Raw genomic sequence first — 19,132 nt, 5'->3', positions numbered from 1 at the left:
GGGCCTCCGAGGTTGCGTCGTCCGGTGGCCATCCTCGCATTGGGCCGGTGGCGGGGGTGGGGGCGTCCGGCAGGCGGACGGGCCAGGGCCCCGGTCAGGGCCGGTCAGGCGGTGCGGCGGCGGAGGGTGGCGGCGCCCAGGCCGAGGACCAGGACGGCGCAGGCGGCGACGATGACGGCGTCGCGGACGAAGTCGCCGGTGACGTCGGGGTGGTGGAGGACTTCGTTCATGCCGTCGACGGCGTACGACATGGGGAGGACGTTGGAGATCCATTCCAGGACCGGCTGCATGCTGGAGCGCGGGGCGAACAGGCCGCAGAGCAGCAGCTGGGGGAAGATCACCGCCGGCATGAACTGGACCGCCTGGAACTCGGAGGCGGCGAAGGCCGAGACGAAGAGGCCGAGCGCGGTGCCGAGCAGGGCGTCGAGCAGGGCGACCAGGAGCAGCAGCCAGGCCGATCCGGTGACGTCGAGGCCGAGGGTCCACAGGGCGAGGCCGGTGGCGAGCGCCGACTGGACGATCGCGAGGGCGCCGAAGGCGAGGGCGTATCCGGCGATGAGGTCGCCCTTGGCGAGCGGCATGGCGAGGAGGCGTTCGAGGGTGCCCGAGGTGCGTTCGCGCAGGGTGGCGATGGAGGTGACCAGGAACATCGTGATGAGCGGGAAGATGCCGAGCAGCGAGGCGCCGATCGAGTCGAAGGTCGCGGGGCTGCCGTCGAAGACGTAGCGCAGGAGCAGCAGCATCACGCACGGGACCAGGATCATCAGGGCGATGGAGCGCGGGTCGTGGCGGAGCTGGCGCAGCACGCGGGCGGCGGTGGCGAAGGTGCGGTAGGCGTTCATCGGGGGCTCCGGGGCTTCGTCTTCAGTGCTGGCTGTGGCGGGTGTCGGCCTGGTCCACGAGGTGGAGGAAGGCGGCCTCGACCGTCTCGGCGCGGGTGCGGGCGCGGAGTGCGTCGGGGGTGTCGTCGGCGAGGATCTCGCCCTCGCGCATGAGGAGGAGGCGGTGGCAGCGCTCCGCCTCGTCCATGACGTGGGAGGAGACGAGGAGGGTGGCGCCCCGGTCGGCGGCGATGGCGTGGAAGAGGTTCCACAGGTCACGTCGGAGGACGGGGTCGAGGCCGACGGTCGGTTCGTCGAGGACGAGGAGTTCGGGGGCGCCGATGAGGGCCACGGCGAGGGAGACGCGGCTGCGCTGGCCGCCGGAGAGGTTGCCCGCGAGGGAGTCGGCGTGCGAGGTGAGGTCGACGTCGTCGATGGCGCGGGTGACGTGTTCGTGGCGGCGTCCGGCGGCGCTCCTGCCCGGGTCGAGGACGGCGGCGAAGTAGTCGAGGTTCTGGCGGACGGTGAGGTCGTCGTAGACGGACGGGTGCTGGGTGACGTAGCCGATGCGGGAGCGCAGGGCGGGGGCGCCCGCCGGGTGGCCGAGGACGTCGAGGCGTCCGGTGACCTTGGCCTGGGTGCCGACGACCGAGCGCATGAGGGTGGACTTTCCGCAGCCGGAGGGGCCGAGGAGGCCGGTGATCTGGCCGCGCGGGACGGTGAAGTCGAGGCCGCGCAGGACGGTGCGGGGGCCTCGGACGACGGTCACGTTCCCGGCGAGGACGGCGGGGGTCGGGGGTGCGTCCTGCGCGGCCTCCGGACCGTGTGGAGCGTGCGGGGCGGCCGGACTCTTGTTATTCATCATGTGATGAATAATCCTCCGCGCACCTCGGCCCGTCAAGGCGCCGTGCTCGCGGTGACCGCTGTGCCGATCGTGGCGACGGATCTGTAGGCCGGGTGTAATCAGGAAGCGGAGCCGGTACCGGTACCGGGCGCCGCGTCCGATGAGGGCCGGATCGCGACCAGCAGGTCCACGACGTAACGCTCCTCGACGACCGCGTCCGGAAAGACCTTGAGGAGCTCGGCGCGCTCCTCGGCGAGGAAGGCGGCCGTGCGCTCCGCGCCCATGACCAGGAACGCCGAGTGCGTGCCGATGTTGGCGAGGTGGGTGTCGAGGGGGACGCGGCGGCTCCAGCGCACCTGGTCGCGGCGGAAGTCCAGCGCGGTGGTCAGGGCGCCGACGCTGTGCCTGGTGCGCTCGGCGGTGCGCCCCGCGCCGTCGTCCATGCCGAGGTGGCGCGCGATGCGGGCGCTCTGCTCGGTGAGCCAGGGCGTATCCGGGTCCGTGGTGTTCCACCACAGGGCGAGGGCGCCGCCGGGCCGCAGCACGCGCAGGGCCTCGGGGACGGAGCGTTCCTGATCGGTCCAGTGCCAGGCCTGGGCGTACGTGATCAGGTCGGCGATGCCGTCCGCGAGCGGCAGCGCGTTGCCGTCGCCGCGTACGACGGGGACGTGCGCCAGCGTGCGGCGGAACTGTTCCGCCATGCCGTCTCCGGGCTCGACCGCGACGACGTCCGCGCCGCGCTCGACGAGCAGGGCGGTGGCGATACCGGTACCCGCGCCGACGTCCACGACGCGCGCCCCCGCGAGGCGCCGCCCCATCAGGCGTTCGACGGAGTCGAGGAGGGCGGGCGGGTAGGAGGGGCGGTTCGCCGCGTACTGGGCGGCGGCCGCGTTGAAGGAGTGGGCGCGGGGGGAGGGGGCGGACGTCATGGGGGCATCCTCACGCCGATGGGGACGGCTGATCCAGCCCTCGGCCCCGGCGCCCCGGGCGAGCGCGGGCTCAGCCTCCGCGCTTCTTGCGTGAGGGGTTGCCCGTCCGGCGCGACGTGCGCTTCTCGTACTGGACGCGGGCCGTCTCGTATTCCTTGCGGTGGAGCTCCTCGCCCGGTGCCTCCTTCAGGGAACGGAAGAAGTAGGCGAGCAGGCCGCCGATGAAGCCGATCGTCATCAGGCCGCGCATCGAGGCGACCGACGCCGGGTCGTGGCGGCGTGTGTACCCCTCCCAGGTGCGGCGGAAGGCGAGCGCGCTGCAGATCGCGAACATGACGACGACCAGCAGGTTCACGAACGTGCCCACGTCCGCGATGGCCAGGCCCTCGTAGGCGAAGCGGAGCACGAAGCAGCCCGCGGCCGCGAGCAGCAGCGAGCCGACGGCGGCGCCGACGCGGCGGGCGCCGTAGCCGTTGTCGTGGTCGAGCCACGTCGTACCGAAGAAGCGGATCGGTTCGGGCCGCGGACCAGGGGTGGTTCCGGAGGTTTCTTCGCTCACCGTTTGATTATCGCCCGCCGGGGGCCCCGCTCGGCGGAGGGCGGCGGCGGGCGGCGGAGGGGGCCGCGGGGAGGACCGGGAGGAGGACCGGGAGGAGGCGAAGCGTAGTGGGGGGGTGGGCTCGCCCTATTCGTCCCCCGCCTTGCGGGAGCACACGGCGGGGCCGCTAGTTTGGGCGGCGTAAGCGGCGTGAGTCGTAGCGCGAGAACAGACCCGAGAACACGGGGGAGGTTGGTGCGAGTGTCGCTCCGTGGAGGAGACCCTGAGGAGATCGGCGGCTATCCGCTGGAGGCCCGGCTCGGGTCGGGCGGCATGGGCACGGTCTTCCTCGCGCGTACGGCGTCGGGGCGGCCCGTCGCGATCAAGCTGATCCACCAGCAGTTCGCGGACGACGAGGAGTTCCGGATCCGCTTCCGGCAGGAGGTCGCGGCGGCCCGCCGGGTCAGCGGCGCCTTCACCGCCGCCGTGATCGACGCCGACCCCGAGGCCGAGCACCCGTGGATGGCCACCACCTTCATCGAGGGCGACACGCTCGCCCAGCGCATCGCGAAGCGCGGCCCGATCGGCGGCTCCGAGCTGCGCACGCTGGCCATAGGTCTGACCGAGGCGCTGCGGGACATCCACCGCGCCGGGGTCGTGCACCGCGACCTCAAGCCGTCCAACGTGGTGCTGTCCCCCGAGGGCCCGCGCGTCATCGACTTCGGCATCTCGCGCGCGGCGGACCAGCAGACGCTGACGATGACGGGGCGGGTGATAGGCACGCCGCCCTTCATGTCACCGGAGCAGTTGCAGGCCCCGCGCGGGGTCGGGCCGCGCTCCGACGTCTTCTCGCTGGGCACGCTGCTGGTGTACGCGGCGACGGGGCAGGGCCCCTTCGACGCGGACAGCCCCTATATGACGGCGTATCAAGTGGTGCACGAGGCCCCGTCGTTGGGCTCGGTGCCCGGCGCGCTGCGATCGGTGGTCGAGCCGTGCCTCGCCAAGGACCCCGAGCACCGCCCCTCGGCCGACGAACTCCTCGTGGGACTGCGGGACCTGCCCGCCGACCTCGGCGGTCCCGCCGGGGCCGGGGGCGGCTGCCCCACCCGCGAGACGGACACCCAGCACCACCTGTCGGCGACCGACGACACCCCGTCCCCCGGCCCTTCGCGGCCGCCCGCGGCCGCGGCCGAGAACCCCCCGCACACCAGCCCCCCGACCGGCACCCTCATCGGCCGTCACCTGCGCCGCCGCTGGCGCCCTGTGCTCGCCGCCGCGGTCGCCGTGGCCGCGATCGCGGGCGGGGCCACGCTCCTGCGCACCGGCTCGTCCGACGAGCCGGGCGACGCGGGCGGCCGGGGCGGCAACGTCGCGGCGACCGGCTCGGCCGCGCTGCCGCACCGGTTCGCGCCGTGGAAGAAGACGGTGCTCGGCGGCCGCGCCGACATCCCCGACGAGCTGCGCTGTCTGACCCGCGGCGACGCGGTGTTCTGCGGGGGCGGCGGCGTCGTCGCGGCCCGCCTGCGCGCCTCCGACGGCTCCCGCGTGTGGACCGAGAAGAGCCCGGGCGTGCCGGTCCAGGGCATGCACCTGGTGGGCGCCACCGACGACACGGTGCTCGGCTACCGCATCGCGGCCGAGGGCTCGGGTGATCCGGCCACCGAGGTGGTCGCCCTCGACGCGGACAAGGGCAAGGAGCTGTGGTCGGTGCCGTCGGGCGCCCAGTCCACGGCCGTGACCGGGCGTACGCAGGACGCCGTGGTCGTCGACTCGAAGGTCATGACGGTCGACGCGTCGAACACCCGTCTGGAGGCCAGGAGCGCGCGCAGCGGCTCGGTCGCCTGGCGGCAGCCGTTCCCCGCGGGCACGCAGTGCTCCCCCGTCCCCTCCGGCGCCCGCCTCTACCTGATGTGCGCGCCGACCGCCGAGGTGGCCGCGAGCGAAATCCGCCACTCCACGCTGCACGTCGTCGACCTCGACTCCGGGACGCTCGGCAAGGCCATCGCCCTCAAGGGCCCCGCCCAGCCCGTCGGCACCAGCGGCGACAGCCTCGTACTCGTGCACAGGGACGAGCAGCGCCTCGCGTCCCTCGGTTACGACGGGGTGATGCGGGTCGACAAGGACTCGCAGCACGTCACGTACTCCCGGCTGCCGAAGACGTACGGGGGCACGCCGGGACTGGTGGGCGACACCGTGCTCGTGAGCGGGCAGACCGGGCTCGTCACCGCCTTCGACCCGGCGACGGGCCACAAGAGGTGGGCCAGGCAGTCCGGCGTCGAGGGCCTTTCGGGGCCGGTGGGCGGCAACGGCGACGGGGCCCTCTACTTCAGCTCGGCCAGCGGCCGGGTCGCCGCGCTCTCGGCGCGCACGGGCGCGCCCCTGTGGACGACGAACCCGCGGGCCGACGGCATGACGGGCGAGATGAACGCCAGTTCCCGGGTGACGGTCGCGGGGCGCATGGTGGTCGTGACGGCCGACGACAACACGGTGTTCGCCTTCGACGCGACGAAGCCGCCGAAGTCCGGCTGAACTCCCGGACTCCGACGGCTGACAGCTGACAGCTGACAGCTGACAGCTACGAAACCGCCACGACGATCAGCAGCGCGGCGCCACGTACCCGTTGCTCCCCGTGCGGACGTACGTGTCCGAGACGTAGCGGCCGCTGCCGATGCGGTCCCAGATCTTCGACGTGCCGGTCGGGCCCGTGACCGTCTCGCCCGCCTTCTGGCACTGGATGGTGACGCGGCTGCCCGCGCGCAGGCGGCCGACCTTGCCGTACGACGTGCCGGGTCCCGAGCGGACGTTGACGTCCGCGACGACCGGGTAGCTGCCGGCGGCCACGGCCACGGCCTCGGCCTCGGCCTCGGCGCTTGCTTCTGGCGCTATGACGTTCTCGCTCACAGTGCTCTCCCCCGTAACGGGCGACGCGGGCCGCCCTCGGCATGCTCCTCACACCAAGGACGCGCCCGCGCCCCGAAAGGTTTCCGGGAGGGCTCAGCCCAGCTTCGAGACGTCCCTGACCGCGCCCTTGTCGGCGCTCGTCGCCATCGCCGCGTACGCGCGCAGGGCCGCGGAGACCTTGCGCTCGCGCGGCTTGGGCGCGTACACACCGCCCAGGGCCTCGCGGCGGGCGGTCAGCTCCGCCTCGGGGACGAGGAGTTCGATCGAGCGCTGCGGGATGTCGATGCGGATGCGGTCGCCGTCCTGGACGAGCGCGATCGTGCCGCCGGACGCCGCCTCGGGCGACGCGTGGCCGATCGAGAGGCCCGACGTACCGCCGGAGAAGCGGCCGTCGGTGACCAGGGCGCAGGTCTTGCCGAGGCCCCGGCCCTTGAGGAAGGAGGTCGGGTAGAGCATCTCCTGCATGCCGGGGCCGCCCTTGGGGCCCTCGTAGCGGATGACGACCACGTCGCCGTGCTTGACGACCTTGTTGAGGATCTTCTCGACGGCCTCTTCCTGCGAGTCGCAGACGACCGCGGGACCTTCGAACGTCCAGATCGACTCGTCGACGCCCGCGGTCTTCACCACGCAGCCGTCCACCGCGATGTTGCCCTTGAGGACGCCGAGGCCGCCGTCCTTGGAGTAGGCGTGGGCGACGTCGCGGATGCAGCCGTTCGCGGCGTCCGTGTCGAGGGTGTCCCAGCGCTCGGACTGCGAGAACGCCTCGGCGGAGCGCTGACAGCCGGGCGCCGCGTGCCACAGCTCGACGGCCTCGGCGGAGGTGGCGCCGGAGCGGATGTCCCAGGCGTCGAGCCACTCCTTGATGGAGGGCGAGTGGACGGTGTGCACGTCCTCGTTGAGCAGCCCGCCCCGGTACAGCTCGCCGAGCAGCGCGGGGATGCCGCCCGCGCGGTGCACGTCCTCCATGTAGTACGTCGTGGTGGGCGCGGCGTTCGGGGCGACCTTGGCCAGGCACGGGACGCGGCGCGAGACGGCGTCGATGTCGGTCAGGTCGTAGTCGACCTCGGCCTCGCGGGCGGCGGCGAGCAGGTGCAGGATCGTGTTGGTGGAGCCGCCCATGGCGATGTCGAGGGCCATGGCGTTCTCGAACGCGGCGTGGGTGGCGATGCTGCGCGGCAGGACGGAGGCATCGTCGCCGTCGTAGTAGCGCTTGGTGATGTCGACGACCGTCTGCCCCGCGCGCTCGTACAGCTCCTTGCGGGCGGTGTGCGTGGCGAGGACCGAGCCGTTGCCCGGCAGGGAGAGGCCGATGGCCTCGGTCAGGCAGTTCATCGAGTTGGCGGTGAACATGCCGGAACAGGAGCCGCAGGTCGGACAGGCGTTCTCCTCGATACGGAGGATGTCCTCGTCCGAGACGTTCTCGTCGACCGCGTCGCTGATCGCGTTGACCAGGTCGAGCTTGCGGACCGTGCCGTCGACGAGGGTCGCCTTGCCCGCCTCCATCGGACCGCCGGAGACGAAGACCGTCGGGATGTTGAGGCGGAGCGCCGCCATCAGCATGCCGGGCGTGATCTTGTCGCAGTTGGAGATGCAGATCAGGGCGTCCGCGCAGTGCGCCTCGACCATGTACTCGACCGAGTCGGCGATCAGGTCGCGGGACGGCAGGGAGTACAGCATGCCGCCGTGACCCATCGCGATGCCGTCGTCCACCGCGATGGTGTTGAACTCGCGCGGGATGCCACCGGCCTCGCGGATCGCGTCGGAGACGATGCGGCCGACGGGCTGCAGGTGGGTGTGGCCCGGCACGAACTCCGTGAAGGAGTTGGCGACGGCGATGATGGGCTTCCGTCCGATGTCCGCGCCGGGTACACCGGAGGCGCGCATCAGGGCGCGGGCGCCCGCCATGTTGCGGCCGTGGGTGACGGTTCGGGACCTCAGCTCGGGCATCGTCGCTCGCTCCTTCAGGGGCCCCGGCGGGACCTTCGAGGCAGGTATGACTTGATGCCGAGCGTACGCCGCCGCTCCACGATCTGGACAGGCCGTCCGGATGGCGGGACGGCCGTCTCGGTGAGCGACCGCCGGATCCGTGGGCCTCAGGGTCCGGTCAGATGCCCCTAGGGCCCGGTCAGATGCCCCTGCACCACCGGAGCCACCCGCGCCACGATCTGCTCCACGCTCGCCGAGGCCAGCGGCTCGACCTTGATCACGTACCGCAGCATGGCGATGCCCACCAGCTGCGCGGCCGCGAGCTCGGCCCGCAGCTCGGCGTCCGGCAGGTCGAGGCGGCGGGCGACGCGGCTCAGGAGCTGGGTGGCGACCAGGCGCCGGAAGACGGCGGCCGCGGTGTCGTTGTTCACGGCGGAGCGCACGACGGCGAGCAGCGGGGCGCGCGTCGCCGGGTTCTCCCAGATGCCGAAGACGAAGCGGGTGAGCCGCTCGCCGACGTCGTCGAGCGGGCCCTCCTCGATCGCGGCGGGCGCTTCGAGCGCGGGTGCGAAGGTGGCCGTGACGGCCGCCTCGAAGACCTGTTCCTTCGTACCGAAGTAGTGGTGGACGAGCGCCGGGTCCACCCCGGCGGCCTTGGCGATGGCGCGCACGGACGTCTTCTCGTACCCGTGCGCGGAGAATTCGCCGCGCGCCGCTTCCAGGATCCGGTCGCGGGTCGCGGGCCCGGCCTCGGACTGCGTACGGGAGGGCCGCCCCCTGCCACGGGTGGCGCTCACGAGCGGGGCACCCGCACCGCCGATGCCAGGTGCAGCCTGGTGAAGGCGAGCGCCTCGGCGAGATCGGCCTCGCGTTCGGCGCTGGACATCGCGCGCCGCGTGTTGACCTCGATGACGACGTGCCCGTCGAAGTTGGTCGTGGCCAGGCGCTCCAGGAGCTCGGCGCACGGCTGCGTGCCGCGCCCCGGCACCAGGTGCTCGTCCTTGGCGGAGCCCTTGCCGTCGGCGAGGTGGACGTGGCCGAGCCGGTCGCCCATGCGGTCGATCATGTCCATCGCGTCCGTGCGGGCCGTCGCGGTGTGCGAGAGGTCGACGGTGAAGTGCCGGTAGTCGTCCTTGGTGACGTCCCAGTCCGGGGCGTACGCGAGCATCTCGCGGTCGCGGTAGCGCCACGGGTACATGTTCTCGACGGCGAAGCGCACGTCGGTCTCGTCCGCCATCCGCCAGATGCCCTCGACGAAGTCGCGCGCGTACTGCCGCTGCCAGCGGAAGGGCGGGTGGACGACCACCGTCGACGCGTCGAGCTTCTCGGCGGCGGCCTTCGCGCGCTGGAGCTTCACCCAGGGGTCCGTGGACCACACGCGCTGGGTGATCAGCAGACACGGCGCGTGGACGGCCAGGATCGGGATGCGGTGGTAGTCGCTCAGGCGGCGCAGCGCCTCGATGTCCTGGCTGACCGGGTCGGTCCAGACCATGACCTCGACGCCGTCGTAGCCCAGGCGTGCCGCTATCTCGAAGGCCGTCGCCGTCGACTCCGGATAGACCGAGGCCGTCGACAGGGCGACCTTCGCATCCGGGATGCGCACCACTGGTTCTGCCACGAGGGACAGCGTACGGGCCACGGATCGGCGCGGGGGAGGTGGCCTCACGCCACCCCCTCCCACCGGCCCGGCGCGTGGCCCGGCACGTGGTGCGTCACGAGGCCGGAAGGTGGTCCAGCCTGCGCAGGATCACGCCCTCGCGCAGCGCCCACGGGCAGATCTCCAGGGTCTCCACGCCGAAGAGGTCCATGGCGCCCTCCGCGACGAGCGCCCCGGCGAGCAGCTGCCCGGCCCGGCCCTCGGAGACGCCGGGCAGCACCGCCCGCTCCTGCTCGGTCATCGCGGCGAGCTGCGGCACCCAGTCCTCCAGGGACTTCCGCTTCAGCTCCCGCTGTACGTAGAGGCCCTCCGCCGAGCGGGCCGCCCCGGCGAGCCGGGCGAGCTGCTTGAACGTCTTCGACGTGGCCACCACGTGGTCGGGGTTGCCGAACCGGGTGAACTCCCCCACGGTGCGCGCGATCTGGGCGCGCGCGTGCCGCCTCAGCGCCCGCACGTCGGAGGGGTCGGGCGGGTCCTGCCGCAACCAGGCCGCGGTGAGGCGGCCCGCGCCGAGCGGCAGGCTGACCGCGGCGTCGGGCTCCTCGTCGATGCCGTACGCGATCTCCAGGGAGCCGCCGCCGATGTCGAGGACGAGCAGCTTGCCCGCGGACCAGCCGAACCAGCGCCGGACGGCCAGGAAGGTCAGCTTGGCCTCCTCCTCGCCGGACAGGACCTTCAGGTCGACGCCGGTCTCGTCCCTGACCCTGGCGAGCACCTCGTCCGCGTTGCTGGCCTCGCGCACCGCGGAGGTGGCGAACGGAAGGACTTCCTCCACGCCCTTGTCCTCGGCGGCCTCCACCGCGTCGCGCACGGTGGCGACGAGCCGGTCGACGCCGTCGGGGCCGATCGCGCCCGCCGGGTCGAGGAGTTGGGCGAGGCGCAGGTCGGCCTTGTGCGAGTGGGCGGGCAGCGGGCGCGCGCCGGGGTGGGCGTCGACCACGAGCAGATGCACCGTGTTCGACCCCACGTCGAGGACACCGAGTCTCATGTACGGAACGCTACGCCGCATGGGGCCCCCGGCGGTCTTCGGGCGGCCCCGCACGCGCATACCCTGGAGGCGTGCCAAAGACGAAAAAGGCGAAGACCGACAAATCGAAGTCGGGGAAGCCGTCGACGAAGCCGACCGGCCCTGAGAAGCAGAAGAAGCGGGACGAGAAGGGTCTGGACTTCGCCCGGGCCTGGGTGGAGTTTCCTGATCCCGCGGACGACGAGCAGGTCTTCCGGTGCGATCTGACATGGCTGACCTCTCGCTGGACCTGCATCTTCGGAAGCGGTTGCCAGGGCATCCAGGCGGGCCGCGCCGACGACGGCTGCTGCACGCTAGGTGCCCATTTCTCGGACGATGACGACGAGAAGCGGGTCGCCGGGTTCGTCGAGCGGCTCACGCCCGACATCTGGCAGCACCACGACGTCGGCAGGGAGAGCGGCTGGGTCTCCACGGACGAGGACGGCGACCGCCAGACCCGTCCGTACCAGGGTTCGTGCATCTTCCAGAACCGCCCCGGTTTCGCGGGCGGCGCGGGCTGCTCGCTGCACATCCTGGCGCTGAAGGAGGGCCGCGAGCCCCTGGAGACGAAGCCGGACGTCTGCTGGCAGCTGCCGGTGCGACGGACGTACGAGTGGATCGACAGGCCCGACGACACGCGCGTGCTCCAGGTGTCGATCGGTGAGTACGACCGGCGGGGCTGGGGTCCCGGCGGCCACGACCTGCACTGGTGGTGCACGTCGGCGACGTCGGCGCACGGCGCGGGCGACCCGGTGTACGTCTCCTACCGCCCGGAACTGATCGAACTGATGGGCAAGAAGGGCTACGCCCGCCTCGAGGAGCTGTGCGAGGAGCGCCTCTCCTCCCAACTCCCGCTCCTGGCCCCACACCCGGCGGACCCGAAGCGGTAGGAGGGGCCCCGTAAGGGGCGCGGGGAACTGCGCGACAAGCCACGACGGCGCCGCAGCCGGGAAACAGCTCCACCACAGCGGCGCGCTCAGCCGGAACTCGGCTCCCCGCCGTCACTGGGCGGCGGAGACGAGTCGGACGGCCCGGGATCCGTCGGCGTCGGCTCCGTCGGCGTCGGCTCCGGATCAGAGGGAGTCGGCGTCGGGTCGGGGTCGGACGGGGTCGGCGTCGGATCCGGGTCCGACGGCCCCGGATCACTGGGCGTGGGCGTGGGCCGAGGCCCGGGATGACTGGGCGGCAGCCCCCCGCGCCCGAACCCGTCGATGGAGATGACCGCCCCCGAGGGCGCGATGGACACCCGTGCCCGCCAGTGCCCCGACGGCTCGCGGTCATGGTCGACGTACACCTGGATCGTGAACGACTCCCCCGGCGCGAGCGTTCCCGAGGACCGGCTCAGATAGAGCCAGGACGCACCCTCGCTCGCCGACCACCACACCGGTGAACCCCCGGACGCCGTCAGCGTGATGAGGGTCGTGTCGCCGCTCGGCTGTGCCTCCACGGTGAGGCGTCCGGGCCCCGTGGTCGAACGCGAGGGCGCGCCCCCGCCGCTGATGACCTCTACGGAGACGTCGGGCGAGCGGCTGCCCGCGGTGAAGCGGGAGTCGGGGCCCGTACGCGCGTTGCCCGCGTTCTCGTAGCCGGGCGGGTGGTCGCCGCCGCTCCCGTCCCGGTCGTCCGCCTCGCTCGCGGTGACCGAGCGGCCGTCGTGGCCCTCGCCGGTCAGCGGCGCTCCCCGGTAGGCGGCCCACAGGGCGAGCACCGGCGCGGCCACGACGGTGGCGACGACCGTCGTGGTGACGGCACGCGCGCGCAGCCGGTCGCGGCGCGCGGCGTGGTCCTTGGGGTCCATCGGAAATCCGCGCCGGTCGTAGCGCGGACCGCCGCCACGCGCGCGTGGGACGTGCTCCATCGCCCTGTGCAGGGCAGGCCGCGGGGCCTCGACGACGGGAAGCGCGGCAGGGGTGACCGCCGTGCCCGGCCAGGCGCCCGCTCCCGCGCGCTCGGCGGTGCGGCGGCAGCGCGGGCAGTCGTCGACGTGCCGGACGAGCTCGCGGCGCAGGGCGGTGCCGAGGAGGAGCTGGTTGTCGCCGGTGAGGCGGGCGACGATGGGGCAGCTGCCGGTCTCCACGACGGCGAGCGCGGCCCGGGTGCGCTCCACCTCGCAGGCGGCGGACGCGAGCAGGTCGCGGGCCTCCGTCGGCTCCAGGCCGAGGACGGCGGCGACTTCCGCGGGGGCGAGCTGGTGGCGCACGGCCAGCTCCAGCGCCTCGCGCTGCTCGGGGGTGGTGCCCGCGGCCTCGGGCCAGGCCAGCTGGGCGAGTTCGCGGCGGCGGTGCCGCTCGGCCTCCTCCGATCCTTCCCCCTCTTCCGACAAAGAGGTTGCGTCGGAGGACTTGGGGGCGCGCGGATCGGCGGTGGCGGATCCGGGCGCGCCGGCGCGCGATGTGCTTGCCCCCGCCGCGTGCACGCCCTGGCGTTTCCGCTTGGCCTCGGCGAGCCTGCGCAGGCAGACCCAGCGCGCGAGCGCGTAGAGCCAGGCCCGCAGTTCGCCTTCGGATTCGGGGCCGCGCGAGCCCCTGCGCTCGGCGAGGCGCAGCGCGTCCCCCAGGGCTGCGGTCGCCGCGTCGTGGTCGCAGAGGACCGAGAGGCAGTACGTGAACAGGCCGTCAAGACACGGCTCGTAGCGCGCGGGCGGAGTCGTGCGGGGCGCCGGCCGGGGCACCACGCGCTTGCGCGCGTCACGGTGCGCCCGGTGTGCGCCGGTTGCGTTCGCGGGGGTTTCCGACCTGCTGCTCATCACCCGTGCGAAGTTAGGCGGATGATGCAGGCCGCTTCCGCCCTCTTGAGCACATTTAATCCTTACGGGTGAACAGATCCCTCAAAAGGGGACAGGAACCCTTCATTCCGTGGCCTTGGCTCGTACGCGGGGCGAGCAACGGCGGACCGCGTTGTCAGTGGGCTCGGTTACGGTTTCGACCATGGCTGCCCGCACGAAATCCGGCAACACCGGGAAGCAACGCCCGTCCTACCGCTGCACGGAGTGCGGCTGGCAGACGGCCAAGTGGCTCGGCCGCTGCCCCGAATGCCAGGCCTGGGGCACGGTCGAGGAGTACGGCGCGCCCGCCGTCCGCACCACCGCCCCCGGCCGCGTCACCTCCTCCGCCGTCCCCATCGGCGAGGTCGACGGCCGTCAGGCCACCGCGCGCGGCACCGGCGTGCCCGAGCTGGACCGGGTGCTCGGCGGCGGTCTGGTCCCCGGCGCCGTGGTGCTGCTCGCGGGCGAGCCGGGCGTCGGCAAGTCCACGCTGCTCCTGGACGTCGCCGCGAAGGCGGCGAGCGACGAGCACCGCACGCTCTACGTGACCGGCGAGGAGTCGGCGAGCCAGGTCCGGCTGCGCGCCGACCGGATCGGGGCCATCGACGACCACCTGTTCCTGGCCGCGGAGACCGACCTGGCCGCCGTCCTCGGCCACCTCGACGCGGTCAAGCCCTCCCTCCTCGTCCTCGACTCGGTCCAGACCGTCGCCTCGCCCGAGATCGACGGCGCGCCCGGCGGCATGGCCCAGGTCAGGGAGGTCGCGGGCGCGCTGATCCGCGCCTCCAAGGAGCGCGGCATGTCCACGCTCCTCGTCGGCCACGTCACCAAGGACGGCGCGATCGCGGGACCCCGCCTCCTGGAGCATCTCGTCGACGTGGTCCTGCAGTTCGAGGGCGACCGGCACGCGCGTCTGCGCCTGGTCCGCGGCGTCAAGAACCGGTACGGGACGACGGACGAGGTCGGCTGCTTCGAGCTGCACGACGAGGGCATCACCGGCCTCGCCGACCCCAGCGGCCTCTTCCTCACCCGCCGCGCCGAGCCCGTCCCCGGCACCTGTCTGACCGTCACCCTGGAGGGCCGCCGCCCCCTGGTCGCCGAGGTCCAGGCGCTCACGGTCGACTCGCAGATCCCCAGCCCCCGCCGCACCACCTCGGGCCTGGAGACCTCCCGCGTCTCGATGATGCTGGCCGTCCTGGAGCAGCGCGGCCGGATCACCGCCCTGGGCAAGCGGGACATCTACAGCGCGACGGTCGGCGGCGTGAAGCTCACCGAGCCCGCGGCCGACCTCGCCGTCGCGCTCGCCCTGGCCAGCGCCGCGAGCGACACCCCGCTGCCCAAGAATCTCGTCGCGATCGGAGAAGTGGGCCTGGCGGGCGAGGTCAGACGGGTCACGGGCGTCCAGCGCAGACTGGCGGAGGCGCACCGCCTGGGCTTCACCCACGCCCTCGTACCCGCCGATCCCGGGAAGATCCCCGCCGGTATGAAGGTCATCGAAGTCGCCGACATGGGGGACGCACTGCGTGTCCTTCCGAGGTCCCGTCGCCGAGAGGCCCCACGGGAGGAGGAAGACCGCCGGTAGACTTTGCCCTGGTCTCGCCCAACCGTACGAAGCAGGCAGTGCGCTCCGTACGCGGCAAGCGTGCGGCAGAGGCCAGGACAACCTGCGACCGAGGGAGTGCAGTGGCAGCCAACGACCGGGCAGCGAACCCCGGCAAGCCCGGCGGAAGCTCCGGTGCCGATGGGCTGATGCGCGCCTCCCTGAGCGCTGTCGCGCCCGGCCAGGCACTGCGCGACGGCCTGGAGCGCATCCTCCGCGGCAACACCGGCGGACTGATCGTCCTCGGCTGGGACAAGACGGTCGAGTCGATGTGTACGGGCGGCTTCATCCTGGACGTCGAGTTCACGGCGACGCGCCTGCGCGAACTGTGCAAGCTCGACGGCGGCATCGTCCTCGACAAGGACATCACCAAGATCCTGCGCGCCGGCGTGCAGTTGGTGCCGGACCCGACGATCCCCACGGAGGAGACGGGCACGCGGCACCGCACGGCGGACCGGGTGAGCAAGCAGGTCGGCTTCCCCGTCGTCTCCGTCTCCCAGTCGATGCGCCTGATCGCGCTGTACGTGGACGGTCAGCGCCGCGTCCTCGAGGACTCCGCGGCGATCCTCTCCCGTGCCAACCAGGCGCTCGCCACCCTGGAGCGCTACAAGCTCCGTCTCGACGAGGTCGCGGGAACGCTCTCCGCCCTGGAGATCGAGGACTTGGTGACCGTGCGGGACGTCACGGCGGTCGCCCAGCGCCTGGAGATGGTCCGCCGCATCGCCACGGAGATCGCCGAGTACGTGGTGGAGCTCGGCACGGACGGCCGTCTGCTCACCCTCCAGCTGGACGAGCTGATCGCGGGCGTGGAGCCCGAGCGCGAGCTGGTCGTCAGGGACTACGTGCCCGAGCCGACCGCCAAGCGCTCGCGCACGGTGGACGAGGCCCTCGCCGAGCTGGACTCCCTCACCCACGCCGAGCTCCTCGAACTGCCCACGGTGGCACGGGCGTTGGGCTACACGGGCTCTCCCGAGGCGCTGGACTCCGCGGTCTCCCCGCGGGGCTTCCGGCTGCTCGCCAAGGTGCCGAGGCTGCCCGGGGCCATCATCGACCGCCTCGTGGAGCACTTCGGCGGCCTGCAGAAGCTGCTCGCCGCGAGCGTGGACGACCTCCAGACGGTGGACGGCGTCGGCGAGGCCCGCGCCCGCAGCGTCCGCGAGGGTCTGTCGCGCCTCGCGGAATCCTCCATCCTGGAGCGCTACGTCTAGCCTTCGGCGCTGACGGGCACGGGGCTGGTGCCCCCGTGGCCCCTGCCTGCGGCTCCTCCTCGGCGCCGGGTGGCGTGGCTGCCCCACGGGGCCTGTCCGGCCCGCGCCGGGGCCCTCCTACTCCGCAAGCGCGACTCCAGCCGCTTCGCGGCGGTTCTCCCCACCCACCCACCCATTCCGCCGGGCTCCTACCCTCGCCCGCCCGGTGCGGAGCAACGGGTGGGTGGGCGGGAAAAGGCCGCGCGGAGCGCGGGAAGACGCCCGCCCCCGCGAAGCAGAACGCACAACTCAACAGAACCCGGGCCCTCGTGCCGAGGGAGAGACAACCGCTCAAGCCCCGCAGGGACTAGTCCTTCTCCAAGACGAACGACGCCCGCGCCGCCCCGAGCCCCGGCGCCTTCGCCTCCACGAGATACGTGCCCGGCGCCGCCGCCCCCGCCGCGGGCGTCGCGCACTGGGGCTCGCTGGCCCGGCGGTCCCACTCGACCGCGTGCGTGACGCGCCCGTCCGCCGGGACCCGGAGCAGCAGGCTGCCGCCACCGGCCGGGCAGTCGTCGGAGGACCAGAACTCCTTGTCGCCGTCGGCCTGAGTGATCGTCAGCACCGTGCCCTTGCCGCCGAGATCGAGCTTGCACGCCTTGCTGCCGCTGTTGTCGGCGATCAGCTCGAACTTCGGCTTCTCGCCGATCTCGTACGTGTTCTGGACGCTGCGCACCTTCAACTTCACGTCGCCGCCCACGCAGTTCGGCAGGCGCGACCCGGCGGGCAGCCGGTCGCCCGAGCCGCCACCGCCCTTCGCGCCGTCGTCGGATCCGCCGCCACCGCCGGAGCCCGAACCCTCGGACCCGCCGGAGCCGCCACCCGACCCGGACCCGGAGTCCGACCCCGAGCCCGACCCCGACGACCCCGAGCCCTCGCTCGACTCGTCCCGTCCGCCCGGGTGTTGGCTGATGGCGGGTCCGGACTCGGAAGGTCCTGGAGTGATGGAGGTGGCGGGTCCGTTGCCGCCAGGACCGTCGGCACTGTTCTTCCCGCCTCCGCCGCCGGAGACGACGACCCAGACGACGAGGAGCACCAGAAGTCCGAGGACGGACAGCAGAACGGCCCTCCGACGCCAGTAGATGGTGGAGGGAAGCGGCCCGACCGGATTGCGCAGAGATCCCACGCCCAAACCTTACGAGAGATCCGGCACTTCTCCTGCCCCACCCGCCGCCCTGAGCGACAAAGTTTGCGGATCATCATCCCGGATCCGCCCCTTACACCCCCGTGCACGGCTCCGGACCCTGCCGATCGTCAGGGTGCGTGACGGGTCGATCGCCAGATGTGACGATTCGGCCGCACTCCGTACCGTCCGTAATCATGGACACCATGACCGACGATCTCTACCGCGATATCACCGAGTTCGCCCACGACACGCCCTCGTGGTTCCAGCACCTGGCGGAGGTGTGGACGGAGCTCGGGCTGCTGCTCTTCGGCGTGCTCTTCATCGTCGCCTGGTGGCGCGCCAGGAGCGGGGAGTCCCGCGCCGTGGCGGTCGCGGTGCTCGCTCCGCTGGTCACCGCGGTGGCGTACGTGTGCAGCGAGTTGTTCAAGTCGGTGATCGACGAGGAGCGGCCCTGCCGGGCGGTCTCCGGCGCGCTGACGCCGCTCGTGGAGTGCCCGCCACACGGCGACTGGTCCTTCCCGAGCAACCACTCGACGATCGCGGGCGCCGCCGCCATCGGCCTCGCGCTCGCCTGGCCGCGCATCGCCGCGCTGACGGTCCCGATGGCCGTGCTCATGGCGTTCTCGCGGGTCTTCGTCGGCGTGCACTACCCCCACGACGTCGCGGTCGGTCTGGTGCTCGGCGCGCTCATCGCGTTCCTGCTCGTACGGATCTGCACGCGCCCCACGGCCCGGCTCTTCGACGCCATGCGCGGCTCGTCCACGGGGATCGTGCGGTGGTTCGCGGGGCCCGGTCCCGCGGCGTACGGCACTGCGGCGCAGCGCGGACGGCACGGCTCGGGCGCCCCCGACACGCCCCCGCACGCCCCGCAACACCCTCAGCAGCAGTATCAGCACCCGCAACACCAGCAGCAGTACGACAGTCAGAACCGGCAGTACCAGGACCAGGGCCAGTACCAGGACCAGCAGTACCGGGACCAGCAGCCCGCCGCCTGGACGCCCCCGGCCGACAACCCCACCATGGCCCTGCCGCGTCACGACCCGCGGCACGACCCGCGGCACGACCCGCGCTACGACCCTCGCCAGGACCCCCACCAGCACAACGGCTGACCACCCGCCCCGGCAGGGCTCAGTCCGCGTCGGGGACGAGCCCCGCCTCGTACGCCACGATCGCCGCCTGGACGCGGTTCTTGACCTCCAACCGGTCGAGGACCGCGCTCACATACGCCTTCACGGTGCCCTCCACGAGGTGCAGCCGGGCCGCGATCTCCGGGTTGGACAGGCCCGCGCCGACCAGGCCGAGCACCTCGCGTTCGCGCGGGGTGAGGGCGCCGACGCGGGCCCGCGCGGTGGCCCCGCGGCCCACGCGCCGCGCGCCGTAGCCGTCGATGACGTGCCGCGCGACCTTGGGCGAGAGGAAGGCGGCGCCGTCCGCCACCGCCCGTACGCCCGCGATGAGTTCGTGCGGATCGCCGGACTTCAGCAGGAATCCGGTGGCTCCGCCGCTCAACGCCCGTGCCACATAGGCGTCCTCGGAGAACGTCGTCAGCATGGCGACCGCCGTCCCCGGCACCGTTCGGACGATTTCCTCGCCCGCGGCGAGCCCGTCGAGGCGCGGCATGCGGATGTCGAGCAGCGCCACGTCCGGTCGGTGGGCCTGCGCGAGCGAGACGGCGTCGCGGCCGTCGGCGGCCTCCGCGACGACCTCGATGTCCTGGCCCGCGGCGAGGATCGCCCGCACGCCCGCACGGATCATCGCCTCGTCGTCGGCCAG

At 72.8% G+C, this 19,132-nt stretch carries 16 protein-coding genes and 1 pseudogene; 5 read left to right on the top strand and 12 right to left on the bottom strand.

Features of this window, described 5'->3' with window-relative positions; translation table 11 throughout:
• Positions 1-104 precede the first annotated feature (104 nt).
• From KY5_RS22980 to KY5_RS22965, 4 genes are all read right to left on the bottom strand, one after another.
• Positions 105-842, bottom strand: coding sequence for an ABC transporter permease (locus tag KY5_RS22980; protein ID WP_098244024.1), 738 nt, complete (start codon positions 840-842; stop codon positions 105-107).
• A gap of 22 nt (positions 843-864) precedes the next feature.
• Positions 865-1,686, bottom strand: a complete 822-nt coding sequence (locus KY5_RS22975; RefSeq protein ID WP_418952810.1) for an ABC transporter ATP-binding protein — start codon at positions 1,684-1,686, stop codon at positions 865-867.
• A gap of 98 nt (positions 1,687-1,784) precedes the next feature.
• Positions 1,785-2,594: a class I SAM-dependent methyltransferase gene (locus KY5_RS22970; protein WP_098244023.1), complete on the bottom strand. Its 810-nt coding sequence runs from the start codon at positions 2,592-2,594 to the stop codon at positions 1,785-1,787.
• Between the two features lie 70 nt (positions 2,595-2,664).
• Positions 2,665-3,153, bottom strand: coding sequence for a hypothetical protein (locus tag KY5_RS22965; protein WP_098244022.1), 489 nt, complete (start codon positions 3,151-3,153; stop codon positions 2,665-2,667).
• 240 nt (positions 3,154-3,393) lie between these two features.
• On the opposite strand from KY5_RS22965, the gene KY5_RS22960 reads away from it, so the two are divergent.
• Positions 3,394-5,661 carry a protein kinase domain-containing protein gene (locus tag KY5_RS22960; RefSeq protein ID WP_098244021.1) on the top strand — a complete coding sequence of 756 codons (2,268 nt, stop codon included), beginning with the start codon at positions 3,394-3,396 and terminating at the stop codon, positions 5,659-5,661.
• 66 nt (positions 5,662-5,727) lie between these two features.
• Here KY5_RS22960 and KY5_RS22955 read toward each other — a convergent pair whose 3' ends face one another.
• From KY5_RS22955 to KY5_RS22935, 5 genes are all read right to left on the bottom strand, one after another.
• Positions 5,728-6,033: an SH3 domain-containing protein gene (locus KY5_RS22955; protein WP_418952809.1), complete on the bottom strand. Its 306-nt coding sequence runs from the start codon at positions 6,031-6,033 to the stop codon at positions 5,728-5,730.
• Positions 6,034-6,126: 93 nt separating this feature from the next.
• The gene (gene ilvD, locus KY5_RS22950; RefSeq protein WP_098244020.1) at positions 6,127-7,980 is read right to left on the bottom strand and encodes a dihydroxy-acid dehydratase; all 1,854 of its coding nucleotides are present in this window, start codon (positions 7,978-7,980) and stop codon (positions 6,127-6,129) included.
• Positions 7,981-8,147: 167 nt separating this feature from the next.
• Positions 8,148-8,756 carry a TetR/AcrR family transcriptional regulator gene (locus KY5_RS22945; RefSeq protein WP_234362826.1) on the bottom strand — a complete coding sequence of 203 codons (609 nt, stop codon included), beginning with the start codon at positions 8,754-8,756 and terminating at the stop codon, positions 8,148-8,150.
• Entirely contained in the window at positions 8,753-9,577 is an 825-nt protein-coding gene (locus KY5_RS22940) for a sugar phosphate isomerase/epimerase family protein (protein ID WP_098247417.1), read from the bottom strand. Before KY5_RS22940 ends, KY5_RS22945 begins: the two co-directional genes overlap by 4 nt.
• A 94-nt stretch (positions 9,578-9,671) precedes the next feature.
• Entirely contained in the window at positions 9,672-10,604 is a 933-nt protein-coding gene (locus KY5_RS22935; RefSeq protein WP_098244019.1) for a Ppx/GppA phosphatase family protein, read from the bottom strand.
• Between the two features lie 71 nt (positions 10,605-10,675).
• Here KY5_RS22935 and KY5_RS22930 point away from each other — a divergent pair, with 71 nt between their 5' ends.
• Positions 10,676-11,512 carry a hypothetical protein gene (locus KY5_RS22930; protein WP_098244018.1) on the top strand — a complete coding sequence of 279 codons (837 nt, stop codon included), beginning with the start codon at positions 10,676-10,678 and terminating at the stop codon, positions 11,510-11,512.
• An 86-nt stretch (positions 11,513-11,598) separates the two neighbouring features.
• Here the strand turns inward: KY5_RS22930 and KY5_RS22925 are convergent, their stop codons facing one another.
• Entirely contained in the window at positions 11,599-13,368 is a 1,770-nt protein-coding gene (locus KY5_RS22925; protein ID WP_234362825.1) for a BACON domain-containing protein, read from the bottom strand.
• A gap of 181 nt (positions 13,369-13,549) precedes the next feature.
• Between KY5_RS22925 and radA the strand changes: the two genes are divergently transcribed.
• Positions 13,550-14,968 carry a DNA repair protein RadA gene (radA, locus tag KY5_RS22920; protein ID WP_098244016.1) on the top strand — a complete coding sequence of 473 codons (1,419 nt, stop codon included), beginning with the start codon at positions 13,550-13,552 and terminating at the stop codon, positions 14,966-14,968.
• A 101-nt stretch (positions 14,969-15,069) separates the two neighbouring features.
• A complete protein-coding gene (gene disA, locus KY5_RS22915; protein ID WP_055547974.1) occupies positions 15,070-16,194 on the top strand; it encodes a DNA integrity scanning diadenylate cyclase DisA in 1,125 nt (374 codons plus the stop codon).
• Between the two features lie 346 nt (positions 16,195-16,540).
• Here the strand turns inward: disA and KY5_RS22910 are convergent, their stop codons facing one another.
• Positions 16,541-17,359 carry a hypothetical protein gene (locus tag KY5_RS22910; protein WP_098244015.1) on the bottom strand — a complete coding sequence of 273 codons (819 nt, stop codon included), beginning with the start codon at positions 17,357-17,359 and terminating at the stop codon, positions 16,541-16,543.
• A gap of 194 nt (positions 17,360-17,553) precedes the next feature.
• Between KY5_RS22910 and KY5_RS22905 the strand changes: the two are divergent.
• Positions 17,554-18,189, top strand: a pseudogene (locus KY5_RS22905) (phosphatase PAP2 family protein); the annotation flags it as partial.
• A gap of 298 nt (positions 18,190-18,487) precedes the next feature.
• Here the strand turns inward: KY5_RS22905 and KY5_RS22900 are convergent.
• A complete protein-coding gene (locus KY5_RS22900) occupies positions 18,488-19,114 on the bottom strand; it encodes a response regulator transcription factor (protein ID WP_098247416.1) in 627 nt (208 codons plus the stop codon).
• Positions 19,115-19,132: the final 18 nt, after the last annotated feature.

This window comes from Streptomyces formicae (assembly GCF_002556545.1).
GTDB classification, from domain to species: domain Bacteria; phylum Actinomycetota; class Actinomycetes; order Streptomycetales; family Streptomycetaceae; genus Streptomyces; species Streptomyces formicae_A.
The sequence above is the reverse complement of the archived record's forward strand: the minus strand, read 5'-3'. Positions and strand labels throughout refer to the sequence as shown.